This is a genomic window from Mesorhizobium sp. B1-1-8 (assembly GCF_006442795.2).
Lineage (GTDB): Bacteria > Pseudomonadota > Alphaproteobacteria > Rhizobiales > Rhizobiaceae > Mesorhizobium.
The window spans coordinates 1,749,795-1,768,027 of the sequence record NZ_CP083956.1 but is presented as its reverse complement, the minus strand read 5'-3'; the positions used below and the strand labels follow the sequence as shown (position 1 = coordinate 1,768,027).

The 18,233-nt window shown below is 62.0% G+C and carries 18 protein-coding genes; 6 read left to right on the top strand and 12 right to left on the bottom strand.

Features of this window, described 5'->3' with window-relative positions; all coding sequences use genetic code 11:
- Window positions 1–55 precede the first annotated feature (55 nt).
- The 9 genes from FJ974_RS08695 to FJ974_RS08655 all read right to left on the bottom strand — a co-directional run bounded on the left by FJ974_RS08695 (window position 56) and on the right by FJ974_RS08655 (window position 10,833).
- Window positions 56–1,114, bottom strand: coding sequence for an ABC transporter ATP-binding protein (locus tag FJ974_RS08695; RefSeq protein ID WP_140529761.1), 1,059 nt, complete (start codon window positions 1,112–1,114; stop codon window positions 56–58).
- Window positions 1,115–1,145: 31 nt separating this feature from the next.
- The gene (locus FJ974_RS08690; protein WP_140529759.1) at window positions 1,146–1,949 is read right to left on the bottom strand and encodes an ABC transporter permease; all 804 of its coding nucleotides are present in this window, start codon (window positions 1,947–1,949) and stop codon (window positions 1,146–1,148) included.
- Window positions 1,946–2,851, bottom strand: coding sequence for an ABC transporter permease (locus tag FJ974_RS08685; protein WP_413468336.1), 906 nt, complete (start codon window positions 2,849–2,851; stop codon window positions 1,946–1,948). The genes FJ974_RS08690 and FJ974_RS08685 overlap by 4 nt, the downstream gene beginning before the upstream one ends.
- An 88-nt stretch (window positions 2,852–2,939) precedes the next feature.
- Complete coding sequence (locus FJ974_RS08680; RefSeq protein ID WP_140529757.1) at window positions 2,940–4,043, bottom strand: ABC transporter substrate-binding protein; 1,104 nt, start codon at window positions 4,041–4,043, stop codon at window positions 2,940–2,942.
- 245 nt (window positions 4,044–4,288) lie between these two features.
- Complete coding sequence (locus tag FJ974_RS08675) at window positions 4,289–5,461, bottom strand: iron-containing alcohol dehydrogenase (RefSeq protein WP_140529755.1); 1,173 nt, start codon at window positions 5,459–5,461, stop codon at window positions 4,289–4,291.
- Between the two features lie 17 nt (window positions 5,462–5,478).
- A complete protein-coding gene (locus FJ974_RS08670) occupies window positions 5,479–6,867 on the bottom strand; it encodes an aldehyde dehydrogenase family protein (RefSeq protein WP_140529754.1) in 1,389 nt (462 codons plus the stop codon).
- A 127-nt stretch (window positions 6,868–6,994) separates the two neighbouring features.
- Window positions 6,995–8,365 carry a glutamine synthetase family protein gene (locus tag FJ974_RS08665; RefSeq protein WP_140529752.1) on the bottom strand — a complete coding sequence of 457 codons (1,371 nt, stop codon included), beginning with the start codon at window positions 8,363–8,365 and terminating at the stop codon, window positions 6,995–6,997.
- An 88-nt stretch (window positions 8,366–8,453) separates the two neighbouring features.
- Window positions 8,454–9,995 carry an amino acid permease gene (locus FJ974_RS08660; RefSeq protein ID WP_140529750.1) on the bottom strand — a complete coding sequence of 514 codons (1,542 nt, stop codon included), beginning with the start codon at window positions 9,993–9,995 and terminating at the stop codon, window positions 8,454–8,456.
- 19 nt (window positions 9,996–10,014) lie between these two features.
- Window positions 10,015–10,833: an N-formylglutamate amidohydrolase gene (locus FJ974_RS08655; protein WP_140529748.1), complete on the bottom strand. Its 819-nt coding sequence runs from the start codon at window positions 10,831–10,833 to the stop codon at window positions 10,015–10,017.
- Between the two features lie 145 nt (window positions 10,834–10,978).
- On the opposite strand from FJ974_RS08655, the gene FJ974_RS08650 reads away from it, so the two are divergent.
- Window positions 10,979–11,803, top strand: coding sequence for a MurR/RpiR family transcriptional regulator (locus tag FJ974_RS08650; protein WP_140529747.1), 825 nt, complete (start codon window positions 10,979–10,981; stop codon window positions 11,801–11,803).
- A gap of 14 nt (window positions 11,804–11,817) precedes the next feature.
- Here FJ974_RS08650 and FJ974_RS08645 read toward each other — a convergent pair whose 3' ends face one another.
- Window positions 11,818–12,855: a zinc-binding dehydrogenase gene (locus FJ974_RS08645; RefSeq protein WP_140529745.1), complete on the bottom strand. Its 1,038-nt coding sequence runs from the start codon at window positions 12,853–12,855 to the stop codon at window positions 11,818–11,820.
- Between the two features lie 5 nt (window positions 12,856–12,860).
- A complete protein-coding gene (locus FJ974_RS08640) occupies window positions 12,861–14,102 on the bottom strand; it encodes an acyl-CoA dehydrogenase family protein (RefSeq protein WP_140529743.1) in 1,242 nt (413 codons plus the stop codon).
- Between the two features lie 116 nt (window positions 14,103–14,218).
- Between FJ974_RS08640 and FJ974_RS08635 the strand changes: the two genes are divergently transcribed.
- From FJ974_RS08635 to FJ974_RS08615, 5 genes are all read left to right on the top strand, one after another.
- Window positions 14,219–15,034, top strand: coding sequence for an SDR family oxidoreductase (locus FJ974_RS08635; RefSeq protein WP_140529741.1), 816 nt, complete (start codon window positions 14,219–14,221; stop codon window positions 15,032–15,034).
- Window positions 15,035–15,060: 26 nt separating this feature from the next.
- On the top strand, window positions 15,061–15,555 hold the full coding sequence (locus FJ974_RS08630) for a MaoC family dehydratase (RefSeq protein WP_319023056.1): 495 nt from the start codon (window positions 15,061–15,063) through the stop codon (window positions 15,553–15,555).
- Window positions 15,552–16,589: a phosphotransferase gene (locus tag FJ974_RS08625; RefSeq protein WP_140529737.1), complete on the top strand. Its 1,038-nt coding sequence runs from the start codon at window positions 15,552–15,554 to the stop codon at window positions 16,587–16,589. Before FJ974_RS08630 ends, FJ974_RS08625 begins: the two co-directional genes overlap by 4 nt.
- A gap of 246 nt (window positions 16,590–16,835) precedes the next feature.
- On the top strand, window positions 16,836–17,480 hold the full coding sequence (locus FJ974_RS08620) for a TetR/AcrR family transcriptional regulator (protein ID WP_140529735.1): 645 nt from the start codon (window positions 16,836–16,838) through the stop codon (window positions 17,478–17,480).
- A 170-nt stretch (window positions 17,481–17,650) separates the two neighbouring features.
- Entirely contained in the window at window positions 17,651–17,881 is a 231-nt protein-coding gene (locus tag FJ974_RS08615) for a DUF680 domain-containing protein (RefSeq protein WP_140529733.1), read from the top strand.
- Between the two features lie 103 nt (window positions 17,882–17,984).
- Here FJ974_RS08615 and FJ974_RS08610 read toward each other — a convergent pair whose 3' ends face one another.
- Window positions 17,985–18,209 carry a hypothetical protein gene (locus FJ974_RS08610; RefSeq protein ID WP_140529731.1) on the bottom strand — a complete coding sequence of 75 codons (225 nt, stop codon included), beginning with the start codon at window positions 18,207–18,209 and terminating at the stop codon, window positions 17,985–17,987.
- Window positions 18,210–18,233 lie beyond the last annotated feature (24 nt).

Genomic DNA, 18,233 nt, shown 5'->3' with positions numbered 1-18,233 from the left:
ATAAGAATTTAAGCACGTAAAGTGCTCTCTTCGCCATTCACCATTCACTTTTTCCCTAGTGTAGCACCAGCATGTCGCCCGACGAGAAGGAGATATCCGCCTTCTGGCCGACGACCGGCGGCGGTGTCGTCGAATTGTTGAAGGTATCGAGCGACACCATGTTGCCGCCGATGCCGACACGCACCCGGATGACAGAGCCGAGGAAATGCACTTCCGCAATTTCACCGGAAAGGCTGGCGTCGTGGCCGGGCTGCTTTGCCAGCGAAATCGCCTCCGGCCGCAGCGCAAGCGACAGCGTATCGCCGGACTTCGACCCGTTGAGCTTGCTCTTGAGGGCGAGTTCTTGCGTGTTGACCCGCACCGTGCCGGACGTGGCGTCGGTGACGGTGCCTTCGAGCACGTTGAGCGTGCCGACGAAGTTGGCGACGAACTTGGTCGCCGGCCGGTTGTAGATCTCGAACGGAGTGCCGACCTGCTCGGCTATGCCGCCATACATGACCGCAATGCGATCCGAGATCGACAGCGCTTCTTCCTGGTCATGGGTGACGAAGATGGTGGTGATGTCGAGCTTCTTCTGGATCGAGCGGATTTCCTCGCGCAGCGACACGCGCACCTTGGCGTCGAGCGCCGACAGCGGCTCGTCGAGCAGCAGCAGCTTCGGTTTCGGCGCGATGGCGCGGGCCAGGGCGATGCGCTGCTGCTGACCGCCGGAGAGCTGATAGGGATAGCGGTCGGCCATCTGCGGCAGCTTGATCATGTCGAGCATTTCGGCGACGCGCCTGTCGGCGTCAGCCTTCGGCATGCCGGCGATCTTCAGCCCGAAGCCGATATTCTGGGCGACAGTCATATTCGGAAACAGGGCATAGGCCTGAAAGACCATACCGACATTGCGCTGGTTCGGCTTCAGCTGCGTTACGTCCTTACCGCCGATGACGATCTTGCCAGCCGAGGGCTCTTCGAAGCCCGCGATCATCCTCAGCACCGTCGTCTTGCCGCAACCCGATGGTCCGAGAAACGAGACGAACTCGCCAGATTCGACGCTCAAGCTGAACGTCTTCACAACCTGGTTGGAGCCGTAGCTTTTTTCGACTCCCACAACGTCAAGGAATGCCATTACAGCTCTAGCCCCAATTCAAACAAAAATCTCATTTCCGCGCGCGGCCGACGACCTGGATCAGGCCCATGCAAGCCCAGGTAATGAAGAAGGCAATCAACGCTAAAGCCGACGGCTCATACGGCTGGTTGGCCCCGATTTCCTGCAAGTACGTGCCGAAGACCGGGCGCGCAAGCAGACTGGCGAAGGTAAATTCACCGATGACGATAGCAAACGTCAAGAAGGCACCGCTCAACACGGCCGAGCGCACATTTGGCAGCACCACCTTGAACAGGATGCTCGAACTTCCCGCACCCAGAATCTGCGCGGCTTCGGTCAATGTCTTCACGTCGATTGCTCGCATACCCGTATCGACCGAGCGATACATGTAAGGCAATGCCAGCGTCACATAACCGAATGTCAGCAGGATATCTGTAGCAAAAGGCGACTTGTTGAATGGGGACAGCGACGTCGCGAGATACAGGCGACTATAACCGAAGACGATGATAATTGCCGGAATGACCAGCGGAAGCAAAGTCACGAACTCGACCGGAGACCTCCAGCCTGGAAATTTTAGCCGGATAAGATAAGCGGTCGGAACGACGAGAAGTATTCCGAGCAATATCGCGGCGATGGCGAGGACTATGGAGCGCAGAAAATCGACTTGGAAGCGCGGGCTGACGACCGACGATATAAACGCATCAAAGCTATGCGGTTTGCCCAGGAAGAACCATCCTGGCGCGGCGCCGGCAGGCAACTGGCGCATCGCGTATTCCAACGTCGCGACAAGCGGCAGCACAAAGTAAATACCTGCGAGAGCTACGATGATCCAGGCGAAAAGCGAATTGGTTTTCATCGAACCCACCTCTCGCTCCAGCTACGCAGGAGAATATATCCGCCACTGGTAATACTGGTGATCACCACCATTCCAAGAGCAATGGCATAGCCAAGGCCCGGGTTGTTCAGCACGTCGCCACGAATCTGCGCAAACAGCTGGATAGGGACAATCGTCAGCGATGAGCCGGTGAGCGCGTAGGCCGTGGCGACAGCACCGAAGGAATTGGCGAACAACAGCAATGCCGAACCCAGAATGCTGGGCCAAAGCACCGGGATCGCGACGTAGCGCCAATAGTCGGAATTGGTGCCTCCGAGCACGGCGGTCGCTTCTCGCCATTCGCGCTTCAGACCCTCCAGCGCCGGCACGAACACCAGTACCATGAGCGGGATCTGGAAATACAGGTAGACGATCGAAAGACCGACGAAGCTGTAAAGATTGAAGCCGGTGGCGTTGAAATTGACGCCGAACCAATCACGCAGCACGAAAGCGACAAGTCCCACGCGTCCCAAGGTCGCGATGAACGCGAAAGCCAGAGGAACGCCGGCAAAATTCGATGCAACGCCAGCAAAAGTCATCACGGCGCTGCGGACCCAGGACGGCAAGCCACCGAGGGTGATGGCATAAGCGATGAAGAAGCCGAAGAACGTTCCGCCTACGGCCGAGACGGCGCTGACCTCGATACTGAGCAGGAACGACTTTACGATTGATCCCTGTCGGAAGATTTCAAGGATATTGTCGAACGTCAGCCCGCCATCTGGGGTTTCGAAGGCACGGACGAGCAACAAGCCAGTCGGCACAATGAGAAAAAGCGCTGCGAAAATGGCGAACGGCGCCAGGCCGAGCACGGCGAATGAAACAGTCCGCTGGCGCTTTGAAACGACACCGGCGGGCGGTGCGGTCATCAATGTAGCTTCGGCCATCTCACCAATACCGGAACAGAGGAAAGGCTTGGCGTTGGACTCAACCAAAGGCCGAGCCCAACGCATCTCTTTCTATCGCCACAGTCAATTACTTGACGGCAGCACCCACGACAGCGTCCCAATCCTTGGTGATTGCAGCTTTCGAGGCATTCTGTTCGTCGAGCGTCGGGAACACGGCCTTCGCATAAGCTTCAGCTGGCGGCAGCTTGGCCAGCAATTCCGCCGGGACCTTGCCGTTCTTGGCCAGATCGTTGAAGCGGATCGGGTGGCAATAGCCCTTCAGCCAGCCGATCTGGCCTTCGTCGGAATAGAGGTATTCCATCCACAGCTTGGCGGCATTCGGATGCGGAGCGAAGGCGCTGATCGCCTGAACGTAGACGCCTGCAACGACACCTGTTTCAGGCACCACGACGTCGATGTTGGTGCCCTTGCCATTGTCGCGATCGGCCAGAGCATTGTAGTCCCAGCGGATGATGATCGGCGTTGCGCCCTGGGTCAGCGAAGCAATCTTGCCGACGACCGGAACGAAATTGCCCTTCTTGTTGAGTTCCGCAAAGAACTTCAAACCTTCCTCGGCAGCCTTGGAAGCGTCGCCCTTAGCGGCCGAAAGGCCAGCCGCGTAGACTCCCTGGATGGCCTGGTTTGCCGTGCGCGGGTCGCCGGCAAGCGCCACCGTGTTGGCATAGTCAGCCTTCAGAAGATCGGCCCAATCCTTCGGCGAATCCTTAACGATGTCCTTGTTCACCTCGAGCGCCAGAACGCCGTAGTAATCGCCATACCAGAACCCATCGGCATCCTTGGCGGAGTCCGGGATCGAGTCCCAGGTGGACACTTTGTACGGCTGGATCAGGCCGGCGTCCTTGGCCGTCGGGCCGAAGGACAGGCCGACGTCGATAACGTCGGGAGCCTGAGGACCGGTATTGCCCTTGTTGGCCTTGATCGCCTCGACCTCGTCGCCCGAGCCGGCGTCCGGGTTGAGTTCGTTGATCTTGATTTCCGGATACTTAGCCTTGAAAGCGTCGATCACTGCCCCGTAGCCGCACCAGTCATGCGGCAACGCGATGACAGTGAGCTGGCCTTCCGCCTTAGCGGCCTTGACGAGATCGTCCATCGAAGCTGCGGACGAAATCACCGTCGACGCGAAAAGCGCCGCGGCCGAAAGGGAAAGCACTTTCCCCGTGAACTTGAACATTTGTTCTCTCCGTTGAACTGGCGCCGTTGGACGCCTTCGATGCCGGTATCGTTTTCGTGTGACAGCCAGATGAAAGCTTTTTGAAACCGAGCCCCGCAGGGTGAAAAGTTAACTCTTTTTAACGGACTGTAGCAATTAGCTCCCACTTAATTTTCCGGCTAATAGTTAGCTGCCTTGATTTTTGCCCCCTTCTCCCTTTCCTCGAATGTTCCCTTATTCAACTCCTCGGCATCGAAAACCGGCTGTCATACAGACCCGGCGATGGCGTTCTCGAGCAGCGTGATCGCCGCCTTCTTGGTCAGCTTGACCGGGTTGCTGCCGGCGGTCGGATCGACCACCGCCATGTCGGCGATCAGGCCTTTTCGCTTCTTGTCCATGTCGAGGCCCTTGATCAGGCCGGGCAGCGCATGCGGCACCTTGAGCTCCTTGCGCAGCTTGATGATCGCCCTGGCGAAGCCGTCGAAGCCGCCCTTGATGCCGCAATAGGCGGCGAGCCGGGCGATACGGTCCTCGATCGCCTCGCGGTTGAAGGCGAGCACATAGGGCATGAACACCGCATTGGTCATGCCATGATGGGTGTCGTAGAGCGCGCCGATCGGATGCGACAGCGAATGGATGGCACCCAGCCCCTTCTGGAAGGCCGCGGCACCCATCGCGGCGGCGCTCATCATATGGGCGCGGGCGACGAGATCCTTGCCGTCGGCGAAGGCCTTCGGCAGGTTCTCGAACACCAGCCGAATGCCTTCCACGGCGATGCCGTCGGCCATCGGGTGATAGCCCGGCGCGCAATAGGCTTCGAGGCAGTGGGCGAGTGCGTCCATGCCGGTGCCGGTGGTGATGAAGCTTGGCATGCCGACCGACAGTTCCGGATCGGCGATAACGATTGCCGGCAAAAGCTTCGGATGGAAGATGATCTTCTTGGTGTGCGTCGCCTCGTTGGTGAGGACCCCGGCGCGACCCACCTCCGAGCCGGTGCCGGCCGTCGTCGGTACCGCGATGATCGGCGCGATCGCGTCGGAATTGGCCCTGGTCCACCAGTCGCCGATATCCTCGAAATCCCACACTGGGCGCGTCTGCCCGGCCTGGAAGGCGATCAGCTTGCCGAGGTCGAGCGCCGAGCCGCCGCCGAAGGCGATGACGCCGTCATGCTTGCCTTGCTTGAACACGGCGATGCCGGCGGTCAGGTTCGACTCGACCGGGTTGGGCTTGACCTCGGAAAACACGGCATAAGGCACCTTGGCGTCGTCGAGGATCTTCAGCGCAGTGGCGACGACCGGCAATTTCGCCAGGCCCGGATCGGTGACGAACAGCGGCCGCTTGATACCGGCAGCCGCCAGCGCATCCGGCAGTTCCTTGATACGGCCGGCGCCGAAGCGGACGGTGGTGGGATAGTTCCATTTGGAAATCAGCTTGGACATGTTTGCCTTTCGAAAAATCAGATGGCTTCGCGCAGGTGGTATGATTTCGGCCGGGTCAGGTTGTCGTAGCCGATGGCCGAAAGCGCTGCGCCCTTGCCGGTATCCTTGACGCCGGTCCAGACCAGTGCCGGATCGAGATAGTCGCAGCGGTTCATGAAGAGGGTGCCGGTCTCGACACGGTCGCCGATCGCCACCGCATGTTCGGTGTCGCTGGTCCAGATCGAGGCCGTCAGGCCGTAGGGGCTGTCATTCATCAGGGCGATCGCCTCCTCGTCGTTGCGCACCTTCATGATGCCGACGATCGGGCCGAAACTTTCCTCGCGCATGAAGCTCATCTGATGGTCGACGTCGGTCAGCACTTCCGGCGCCAGGTAAGGCGAGCCGGGAGTGTCGTTAGCCACCTTCATATTGATATGCGCCTTGGCGCCCTTGCGCAGCGCCTCGGCCTTCTGCTCGCGGATCAGGTCGGCGAAGCGCGCCTGCGCCATAGGCCCCATCGTGGTCGCCTGGTCCAGCGGATTGCCGACGACATAGTTCCTGGTCTCGGCGACAAAACCTTCGACGAACTCGTCATAGATCTTCTCATGCACATAGACCCGCTCGATGCCGCAGCAGCACTGGCCGGAATTATAGAAGGCGCCGTCGACCAGATTGGCAACTGCATGGTCCATCTTGGCGTCGGGCAGCACATAGGCTGGATCCTTGCCGCCGAGCTCGAGGCCGAGCGTCATGAAGGTGCCGGCCGCCGCCTTCTCGATGGCGCGCCCGCCGGCGACCGAACCGGTGAAGTTGACGTGGTCGATTTTTCCCGAGCCGAGCAGTTTTTCGGTCTGGCCATGGTTCATGACCAGGTTCTGGAACAGGCCCTTGGGCAGACCGGCCTTGTCGAAAGCCTGTTGAAAGCGCTCGCCGACCAGCAGCGTCTGCGCCGCATGTTTGAGGATGACGGCGCTGCCGGCCATCAGCGCCGGCACGATGGTGTTGACGGCGGTGAGATAAGGATAATTCCACGGCGCAATCACCAGGACCACGCCGAGCGGCACCTTCTTCACATAACGGCGGAACCCGTCCTTGGGGTTGGAGGCCATGACCGGCCTGAGCGCCTGTTCGGCGATCTCGACCATGTAGTTGGTGCGCTCCCTGACGCCGCCGAACTCGCCGCCGTAGCGCACCGGCCGGCCCATCTGCCAAGCGATCTCCGGCACGATCTCGTCGCTCATGCCGACCAGCGCCTCCAGCATCGCCAGCATGTACTTGCCGCGCTCGACGACCGGCGTCTCGGCCCATTTCTCCTGCGCCGCCTTGGCGCGCTCGACCGCCGCGTTGATCGCCTGGTCGGTCGCGACCGGCCGCTCCGCATAGATCGAGCCGTCGATGGGGGATTTGAGTTTGACCATTTCGGTCATTTCTTCCTCGCTGTCTTTTAAACAATGGAAATCGCGCGGCGTAGCGTTGCCTCATGCGTCTGTCGCCAGAGGTTGCAGTGCCCTCTCCCGTTGCTTGCGGCGAGGGGCAGCGCAGGCCTCGCCGCCATCAGTACCGCTCAAACCCCCGGTGCAGTTCCCAGTCCGTGATGCGGCGGTCGTATTCGAACTGCTCCCAGCGGGCGGTATGCACATAGTGCTCGATCACGTCCTCGCCGAAGGCCTGCTTCAGCATCGTGGACTTTGCCAGCGTCTCGGTGGCGTCGCGCAGCGTTTTCGGGATTTCCGGCAGTTGTGACGCCTGATAGGCATCACCGACGAATGGCTTCTGCAGTTCCAGCTTCTCGTCGATGCCGGCAAGGCCGGACGCGATCAGCGCCGCGAAGGCGAGATAGGGGTTGAGGTCGGCACCGCCGATGCGGCACTCCATGCGTATGCCCTTGGTGCCTTCGCCGCAGAGCCGGAAGCCGGCGGTGCGGTTGTCCTCGCTCCACATGATCTTGGTCGGCGCGAAGGTGCCGGCCTGGAAGCGCTTGTAGGAATTGATGTAGGGCGCCAGGAACCAAGTGAATTCGTTGGCATATTTGAGCTGGCCGGCCGCCCATTGCTGGCCGAGGCTCGACAGCGTCCACTCGGCCTTTTTGTCGAAGAACAGCGGCGTCTCGCCGTCAGCGCTCCACAGCGAATTGTGGATGTGGCTGGAATTGCCGGCGAGCCCGTAATTGTACTTGGCCATGAAGGAGATCGCCTTGCCTTCGGAATCGGCGATCTCCTTGGCGCCGTTCTTCAGGATGACGTGGCGGTCGGCCATCTCCAGCGCCTCGGCATAGCGCACGTTGATCTCTTCCTGGCCCGGCCCCCACTCCCCCTTGGAATTCTCGATCGGGATGCCTGCCGCTTCCATCTCGTTGCGAAGCCGGCGCATGACGCCTTCTTCCTTGCTGGTGATGCCGATCTGGTAATCGCCGATATAGGGCGAGGCGGTGTCGAGGCCCTGCCAGTGCTTCCTGCGGGCGGAATCGTAGGTTTCGCTGAACAGATAGAATTCGAGCTCGGAGGCGAAATAGCCGATATAGCCGCGCTCCTTCAGCCGCTTGACCTGCTTCTTCAGGATCGCGCGAGGTGAATGTGCCAAATCCTCATGGTCGTGGTGGTCGAGCACGTCGCAGATGACCAGCGCCGTCTTTTCCAGCCAAGGAATGCGCCTGAGCGTCGAAAGATCCGGCTTCATGACGAAGTCGCCATAGCCCTTCGACCAGCTCGCCGCCTTGTAGCCTGGCACCGGCTCCATATCGATGTCTGCAGCCAGCAGATAGTTGCAGCCATGCGTTTCGTCATGTGCGGAATCGACGAAATACTGGGCCAGGAAGCGCTTTCCCGCGAGCCGGCCCTGCATATCGACGATGCAGGCCAGCACCGTGTCGATCTCGCCGCCGGAGACCGCCTTCTTCAACTGATCGAACGAGAAATTCCCGGCCATTCCTTTGGCGCTCCCAGCGCTTGTCGATTTGAAGGGGAAACAAAACCATGGCCGGCGCTAAGACCGGCCATGGGTTTAAGGCTAGTTGTCAGTGGCCGGTTTCGCCGACCGCCACTTCGGCTGCCGCAATCTCCGCCTGGCGGCGAGCAATGTCGGCGCCGATCGGCGGACCCTTGAAGCGCCGGGATTCGATGCCGAACCACAGTACCGTGAGCAGGATTATCAAGCCGATGGCGTAGTTGATCAGGATGTCGAACGGCGGCTGGATGCCGGCATACATCAGGATCAGAACGCCGAGGATGGTGATGACGGCGAACGGCTTGGACCACATGCCGAGACGGAACGGACCGAATTCGGTCCAGCTCTTGCCCTCTGCCAGCAGACCGGCCGCTACCGGCATTGCATAGGACACATAGAGGAACAGGGCACAGCCGGCCGCCAATGCGGCGAAGGCCGGCGAGTACAGTGTCGCCGCGACCGAGAGCACCACTCCGAGCCAGATGGCCGGGACAGGCGTGCGCCATGTCGGCGAAACCTGCTTCCAAAAAGAGGACCCAGGCAGACCTCCGTCGCGCGAAAACGCGAAGATCATACGCGAGGTCGAAGTGAGCCCGGCCAGCGCGCACAGGTAATTCGACAGCACAATGCAGATGCCGAGGAGATCCTTCAGCCAGGTGGGCGCCGGTAGATTGTTGAACAGGTTGAACCAGGCATTGCCGCCGTCCTTGGCGGTCGCCGCAAGATCGGGGCTCGCGAGGACGAAGGAGACCGCCATGACGAAGCCAAAGACGAGAGACCACAGAACGGCATGGATCATGCCTCTGGGCACCGCTGTGCGAGCATTGTGTGTCTCCTCGGCGGTGTGCGCCGAGGCGTCAAAGCCGGTGATCGTATAAAGCGGGTAGAGAAGGCCGATCAGGAAGGCCACCAGCCCCGTGCGGGCGGTCGGAACATAGCCACCACCAGGCTCACCGGTCGTGTTGACGAAAGTCGTCAACCGCGAAAGATCGAAGCTGTGCGCCCCCCAGATCAGGAAGGTCAGCGTCAGCACGACCGCTACAACGAGGATGAGGTAGCCCGAAAAGTCGGTCAACCTCGTCGTCGTCTTGATGCCCAGATGATTGAACAGACCTTGGGTAACGGTAATTATGACGACTGCCGTCGTCTGCTGCCAAAAGCCCCATGTCGATGTGTCCAAGCCGAGGATCGGCCCTGCGACAAGCCCTGAAAACAGCAAATAGACACCGACATTCACCGAAGCAACGACGAAGATCAGACCGAGCAGATTAATCCAGGCTGTTGCCCAACCCCAGCCGCGCCCGCCGAGAATAGAGGACCAGTGGTAGAGGCCCCCAGCGGTAGGGTAGGCCGAGCCGATCTGCCCGAGCGAGGTAGCGACGACAAGGGCGAAGAGACCGCCGATGACCCAACCGAGGGTCGCCTCGAAACCGCTGCCGGTGCCCATCGCCAGCGGGAACGACGTGATGCCGCCAGCCAAGATGCAAATGATAGAGAAGGAAATGGCGAAGTTGGAAAAGCCGCTCATGCGGCGAGCCAATTCCTGGGCGTAGCCCATACTGTGAAGGATCTTTACGTCCTCCGACTTGTCTGTGTGATCAGGTGCTGCCATTTGAAGTCCCCTTGTGTTCTTAGCTGGCCGTTTGAACTGACTTTTCCATTGCGCTTTGTCGGGAGCCCCTGGCCTCCTCGGGCTCCAGATTCGAAAAGATGCCGGTGAGCAGATCCGCCCATTTCCGCTGCCCGGCCTCGCCGGAGATTTCATCGTTGCGGATTTCGATCATCGCGCAGGCAAGGCCGCGCGAGCGCGCATGCCGTTCAAGCGTGAAATAGACGCGATCGGCCGGCGAATAGGGCTCGTTGACGCCGACGATGACGCCGGCCAGCCGCTGCAGCGCCGCTATCAGCGGCGCCGCCAGCCGGCGGTCGTCGTCGTGGATGATGCCGATATGCCAGGGCCTGCTCCTGCCCTTATAGACCGGCGTGAAGGAATGCACCGAAACTAGCCGCGTCTCCTGCCTGCGGGCCAGCCGCCTGTCGATGATATGCGCGATCGTGTCATGGAAAGGACGCCAGGACAGGTCGATCCGCGCCGCACGCTGCTTCTCGGACAGGCCGGTATTGCCGGGAATGGCGGTGGTTTCGCTGACCGGCGGCACCAGGTCCGGTGCATCGAGCGGCCGGTTGCAGTCGATGACGAGACGCGAGATGCGGGTCTCGACCAGCGTCGCGTCGAGCGCCGCGGCCATACGGCTGGCCACCGGGAGCGCGCCCGGATCCCAGGCGATGTGGCGGGAGAGGTCCTCGACAGGCAGGCCGAGCGTTCCGAATTCGGCGGGCAAGAAGTTCGAGGCATGATCGCAGGTGAAGACGAAAGGGCTGGACCCGCCGGGGTTGGTCACCCTTACGGTCTCGGACGGCGCAAGGCTCGCGGGCCGTGCTGTCTCCATACCTGTCCCCTGGGAAGCGCTGTATCTTATGTTACGTATTTTGTCTCATTGCGTCCCTGTGGATGATTTCATACAGTTTAACCGCCTTTGTCAAACGCGAATTCGGCAAATGAGCGTCGGCCGGGCCAATGAGTGGGGGAAAACGATGATTTCCAGCATTGCCGAACTGATTTCGGATCGTATCGCGACGATGCCGGCCGGCGAGCGCCGCGCCGCGCAGACGCTGATCGCCAACTATCCGCTGACCGGGCTGAAGACGGTGGCCGAGTTCTCGACCGCCGCCGGCGTCTCCTCGCCGACAATCCTGCGCTTCGTCGCCAGGCTGGGATTCCAGAACTACCCCGAATTCCAGTCGGCGCTGCAGGATGAGTTGGCCGCGCAATTGCAGTCGCCGGCATCGCGCACGCTCAACCCGTCCTCGGCCGGCAGCGCCGTCTCCCCGATGCTGGAGGCGACCCTCGACAACATGCGCGAGACATTCCGGCACCTCTCGGACAAGCAATTGGCCGACATCGCCGCGCGGCTTGCGGAGCGGCGCGGCAAGACCTTCCTGATCGGCGGCCGCTTCACCGATCCGCTGGCCCGCTACATGGCCGCCCACCTCGCCATCATCCAGCCGGATGTCTACCATCTCGCCGGCCAGGAAAGCATCTGGCGGGATCGGCTGATCGACATGGGCAAGCGCGACGTGCTGGTGATCTTCGACATCAGGCGCTATCAGGAAAGCCTCATCCGCTTTGCCGAGAAGGCGCATCAGCGCGGCGTGCAGATCGTGCTGTTCACCGACCAGTGGCTGTCGCCGATCGCGCGTTTCGCCCGCCATGTGATTGCCGGGCGCACCGCCGTGCCCTCGGCGTGGGATTCCTCGGCCGCCCTCTTCGTCGTCGCCGAAACGATTATCGGCGCCGTAACGCGGCAGCTTGAAGCCGATGGCGCCAAACGCATCCGCGACCTGGAGGCCCTTCGCTAAAACAGGGTATTGGCTTACGGCCTGATAAACACCTTGCCGTTCGGCCTGGCGAGCTCCGCCGGCACCTTGGCCATTGCCTCGTCCAGCGGCACTACGGCAGTGACATCCGTCGACCAGCGCCCGTCGGAAAAGCGCTGCTGCGCCTCCAGCACCGCCGGGCCGCGCCGGTCGCGGAACCGGCGCATCCATTCGGCCAGCCAGAAACCTTCGATATGCTTGTCCTGAAAAATCAGCTGGCCGGGCTCGCGGATCACCGTCGGCTCGGCGTCGAGCCGGCCATAGATGATCCAGCGCGAGCGCTTCGGCATCGCGTTGAAAATGGCTGAAGCCAACGGCCCCGTCACCGCATCGAGGAAGATGCGCGGCTGCTCGGCCTTGACCACCGCGCGCAGTGCCGTCTCGAAATCAGCCGTCTTCTCGTTGAGGACATGCGCGGCGCCGAGCTCCTTCAGCAGCGGGATCTGCTCGTCGCGGCGCACGGTGACGATCGGCCGGAATTCTTCTTCCCTGGCAAGACCGATGATCAGCTTGCAGAGCTGGCTGGCGCCGGCGGTCATGATGAAGGCCTTCTCGCCTTCCTGCTTGACGATGTCGAACATGGCGAGCGCGGTGAGCGGATTGACGATCATCGCCGCCGCATCCTCGTCGCGCACCGTGTCGAGCAGCGGAATGCAGGACGCCGCCTCGGCGACCGCATAGTCGGCCCACGAACCCCAGTTCGACAGGCCGGTGGCGAAAGCGACCCGCTTGCCCTCCAGGCTCCTGGCGTAAGGATCGTCGCCGGTCGCTGCGACGATGCCGACGCCCTCGAAACCGGCCGGCTGTCCCTTCACGCGCGGCTGGCCGTATTGACCCTTGATGAAGGCGATATCGGACGGGTTGATCGAGGCAAGGCTGACCTTGATCAGCGCCTGCGTCGGCCCCGGTGCCGGCACGCCGATGCGGCCCGGCTGGAGATAAGGCTCCATCGCCTCCAGCGCGCCGGCCGAAGGCGTTCTCGCATAGCCGTCGCCGACAAGCAGTAAGGCCTTCATTTCCAACGGAAGCGGCATTGCGGTCAGACCTTCTCCTGCGTGTATTTCTTCAGTTCCGCGCGCGCCACCTGCCGCCGGTGCACGGCGTCCGGTCCGTCTGCAAGACGAAGGGTCCGCAGGTGCGTCCACGAGCGGGCGAGCGGCGTGTCCTGGCTGATGCCTTGCGCGCCGAACATCTGCACCGCCTCGTCGGTGACTTTCAGCGCGACACGCGGCGCGATGACCTTGATCTGGCTGATCCAGGGGGCGGCGGCGCGCGCATCGCCCTGGTCGATCATCCAGGCCGCCTTGAGGCAAAGTAGCCGCGCCATCTCGATCTCCATCCTGCATTCGGCGATCGTGTCGAAATTGGCTCCGAGCTTCGCCAAGGGCTGGCCGAAGGCCTCGCGCCGCATGGAGCGCTGGCACAGCATCTCAAGCGCCATCTCAGCCTGGCCGATCGCCCGCATGCAGTGGTGGATGCGGCCCGGCCCCAGCCGCCCCTGCGCGATTTCGAACCCCCTGCCCTCGCCAAGGATCAGGTTAGCCGCCGGCACGCTCACATTGTCGAATCTGAGATGCATATGACCGTGCGGCGCGTCGTCGTCGCCATAGACCTGCATCGGCCGCAGCTTGGTGATGCCCTTGCTGTCGGAAGGCACCAGGATCATCGAATGCCGGCGATGCTGCGGCTCGTCGTCCGAGCCGGTCCTGACCATGACGATATAGATGGCGCAGCGCGGGTCGCCGGCGCCCGACGCCCACCATTTCTCGCCGTTGAGCACATAATCGTCGCCGCGCCGCTCGCAGCGCATGGAAATGTTGGTGGCATCCGAGGAGGCGACGTCCGGCTCGGTCATCAGGTAGGCGGAGCGGATTTTCCCCTCGAGCAGCGGTTCGAGCCATTCCCGCTTGTGCTCTTCCGAGCCATAGCGCTCCAGCACTTCCATGTTGCCGGTGTCGGGCGCCGAGCAGTTGAAGGTCTCGGCGCCGAGATGCGCCTTGCCCATCTCCTCCGCCAGATAGGCGTATTCGACCGTCGACAGGCCGTAGCCGCGGTTGGAATCAGTCAGCCAGAAATTCCACAGGCCGCGCTCCCGCGCCACCTGCTTCAGGCCTTCGAGGATCTCGGTCTGTCTGGCGCTGTAGGTCCAGCGGTCGCCGTTCCTGCCGACTTCGGCCAGAAACTCCTCGCCGAGCGGCGCGATCTCGTCGCGCACCATCGCAGCGACACGCGTGTGGATCGGCTTCAGCCGCTCGGTCATGCCGAGGTTCATGTCCGCCATCGCCAGACCCTTTCCGCATGCATCTTTATTCATGGCAAGGATGACCGTACTTCGGCTAGCCTTGTCAACGCGAGTCCCGCGGGCCGGCGCGGGACAGCGGATGCGGAGGAAATGCGATGAGCTATCTGGACAAGCTGTTCTCGGTCGCCGGCAAGGCCGCGCTGGTGACGGGAGCGGCGACCGGCATCGGCCGCATGGTGGCGACCGCCCTGGTGCGGGCCGGCGCCACCGTGATGATCGCCTCGCGCAAGGGCGAGGACTGCGTCCGCGTTGCCAGCGAGCTCAATGCGCAGGGCGGCGCCGGCCGGGCCGAGGGCTTTGCCGCCGATGTCTCCAGCGAGGCGGGTATCGCCGCGCTCGTAACCGAAGTGAAGGTGCGCACCGACCGGCTGCATATTCTGGTCAACAATGCCGGCGTCTCCTGGGGCGCACCGCTGGAGGAATTCCCCTACCACGCCTGGGCAAAGGTGTTCGGAGTCAACGTCACCGCCGTCTTCCATCTGACACGCGAACTCCTGCCGCTGCTCGATGCCGCGGCAAAGGACGAGGATCCGGCCCGGATAATCAATCTGGGATCGGTAATGGGCACGCAGCCGCTTGCCGACGACGCCTATTCCTACACCGCTTCGAAAGCCGCGGTGCACCATTTGACGCGAACGCTGGCGCTCGAATTTGCCGGCCGCCGCATCACCGTCAATGCCTTTGCACCCGGGCCCTTCCAGAGTCGGATGACGGCCTTCGCCACCGCGACCGAGGAGCAGGCGAAACACGTCGGCGGCCATGTACCGCTCGGCCGCATCGGCGTGCCGGATGACATTGCCGGCGCAACGCTCTATTTGTGCAGCCGTGCCGGCAGCTACGTCACCGGCGCCATCCTGCCGATCGACGGTGGCCAGTCGGTGCAGCATGGGTTGACACTGTTCAAGGAATGAAGACGTTCGCCATCCAGGTGGGTGAAATGGAGAACATCAGCGTGGAACCGATCAGTCTCGATGTGCTTCTGGCGAGCGTCGGCAAGGAGGTCGGCGTATCGCCGTGGCGAACGGTGACGCAGCGCATGATCGACCAGTTCGCCGACGCCACCGACGACCATCAGTTCATCCATTGCGATCCGGAGCGCGCCGCGCGCGAGACGCCTTTCGGCGGCACCATCGCGCATGGCTTCCTGTCGCTGTCGCTGTTGTCGGCGATGACCTTCGAGACCATGCCGCCGATCGAGAACACCAAGATGGGCGTCAATCACGGCTTCGATTCGCTGCGCTTCCTGGCGCCGGTGAAGACCGGCGCGCGCATCCGGACCCGCTTCGTGCTGGCCGACGTCAAGGTCAGGCCTTCGGGATGGGTGCAGACGGCCCACGACGTGACCATCGAGATCGAGGGATCGAAGAAGCCGGCGCTGACCGCACGCTGGCTGACGTTGACGCTCATCGAGCGCCAGCCAGAGACCGCATGAGCATCGACGCCACTGCGATCGATCAGGCGGCACTTGCGCCCTATCTGGAAGTATATATTCCCGGTTTTGCCGGGCTTTCCGCGGTCGAGAAATTCAAGTCCGGGCAATCGAACCCGACCTATCTTTTGACTGCCGCAAGCGGCCGCTACGTGCTGCGCGCCAAGCCGCCCGGCCAGCTCCTGAAATCCGCCCACCAGGTCGACCGCGAATTCCGGGTCATGCGGGCGCTTGCCGGCACGGCCGTGCCGGTGCCGCGCATGCTGCATCTGTCAGGCGATGAATCCCCGATCGGCCGCATGTTCTATGTCATGGAATTCCTCGCCGGCCGCATCTTCTGGGACCCGTCATTGCCGGATATTTCGAGCAACGATGAGCGCGCCGCGATCTACGATGCCATGAATGTGACGCTCGCTGCCCTTCACGACGTCAATGTCGAGGCCGTAGGCCTCGGCGATTTCGGCAGGCCCGGCAGCTATTTCGAGCGCCAGTTCGCCCGCTGGACCAGCCAGTACCGCGCTTCCGAAACCGGAGAGATCGCCGACATGGAGCGGCTGATTGTCTGGCTGGAGATGCACATGCCGCCCGACGACGGCCGTGTCTCGCTGGTGCATGGCGATTACCGGCTGGACAATATGGTTTTCGCGCCTGGCGAGCCGAAGGTGATTGGCGTGCTCGATTGGGAATTGTCGACGCTCGGCCATCCCTTTGCCGACCTCGCTTATCAATGCATGCAGTGGCGCCTGCCGCCGGCGTCCGGACTTCGCGGCCTTGGCGGCGTCGACCGCGCGGCGATCGGCTTGCCTTCGGAGCAGGCCTATGTCGCCGACTATTGCCGGCGGCGCGGACTTGACGGCATCGGCAACTGGACCTTCTTCCTGGCCTTCTCGTTCTTTCGGCTGGCGGCGATCTGCCAGGGCGTCTATCGCCGCGCGCTGGACGGCAACGCCTCCAATCCGGAAAAGGCCCAGACCTATAGTCAGATGGTGAAACTGCTCGCAGCGCTGGCTGTGGAACTAATCGATAGAGAGGGCTGAGCGATGGGCTGTTTCAATGCCGCGACGGTGCTGATCACCGGCGCGACCGGCGGACTCGATCGCGGCGCAGTAAGAGCCTTCGTCGCCGAACGACGTGCATCGAAACAAAAACTTAAGCACGTCGCCCGAATCCGATGAGGCGCGATGCGCTTTAAGCGGACGCTGCGGAACCAGCCCGCTCTCTTGTCCGTTTCCGTACAGCGTATATAGTTTAGTCAGGCAACCAACTCACCAAGGCAGACAACATTGGCGCTGAGCGTTCAGAAACGCCGCGAGAAGCAGAAGGCCGAGCTTCGCTCCGAACTGGTCGATGCGGCTCACAAGCTCGTGCAGGAGGAGGGCTATGAGGGCCTGACCATCCGCAAGCTCGCCAAGCGGGTCGGTTACGCGCCGATGTCGGTCTATTCCTACTTCGCCGACAAGCAGGATATCCTTTTCGCGCTCGCCGAAGATGCCTTCGAGACGCTTGCCAGGCGCATTGAGGAACACCCCGCCGACGATCCGATCGAGGCACTGCGGGCGGTCATGACCGAATACGCCGCCTTCGGTCTCGGCAATCCCAACGAATACCGCACCGTCTTCATGACCGAGCAGACCAGGCTGCCCGAAGGCCGCAGCTACGAGGACATGGAGGAAGGCAATCCGGCCATGAAGGTGCTGATCAAAAGGGTCGAGGCCTGCGTCGCCGCCGGCAAGCTCAAGGGCGACCCGCGCGCCATCGCCACCATGCTGTGGACGGTCGGCCACGGCACGATCTCGCTGCTAATTTCCTTTCCTTTCTATCCGTTCGGCGATCCCCAGGCTTATGTGAAGCGGATGTGCGACTTCACGCTGGCAGGATTGCAGGCGCAGGACATTCCCCCGCTCCCCGAACAAACCATCAACTGCTGACCGCTGTCGCCGTCGTTCCCCACCGCCGATCGGGTGATTTGCGGCGGCGATTTCCCACGTTCAATAAAATTTTATCGTACGCGTACAGATTCCCGTTGAATTCCGACGCCATCAGCCGTATCTGTACGTTACATTATACATGTACGAAAACGATTGACTGGAGACGGAAAATGAAGAAGACCTTTCTCGCTCTCACCACCATGCTGGCTTTCTCGGGTGCCGCTTTCGCTGGCGCAAACCAGCCGGCCAAGCATGCCCCCGCAGCCTGCGCCCAGACCAACGCCAATGTGAAGCTCGACTGCACAGCTACCGGTTCGGTGGAAAAGGCAGACGCCAACAAGACGACCAAGAGCCCGCGTCTCGGCATCGATGTCAGCCCGTGGTTCGTGCCCGGCCTCTGAGCGCCGACACGACAGATAAGATTTCAAATCGAAACGGGCGGCTTTTGGCCGCCCGTTTCGCATCCGTCTGTGTCGCGCCGGCTGAAACGATCGGCGACTGCGCCTATGTCTTGCGCGGTTTTCTCCCCGGCGCGGTTTTGGCCTTGCCGGGCTTGGCGGGGGCGCCTGGGATGATGGTGCCGGTGATCGACACCGGATCGCTGGCCGGAAACGTATCTTCGAGGCCTTCCTCGAGTTCTTCTTCTTCGATCTCGCGATGTATTTCCCGCTCGAGCGAACGGACCGCCGGCGTCTTCTTGGGCGACTTGGGCGAAGGTTTCGACGGCATCGGCACTCTCCCTCGGTTCGCCGC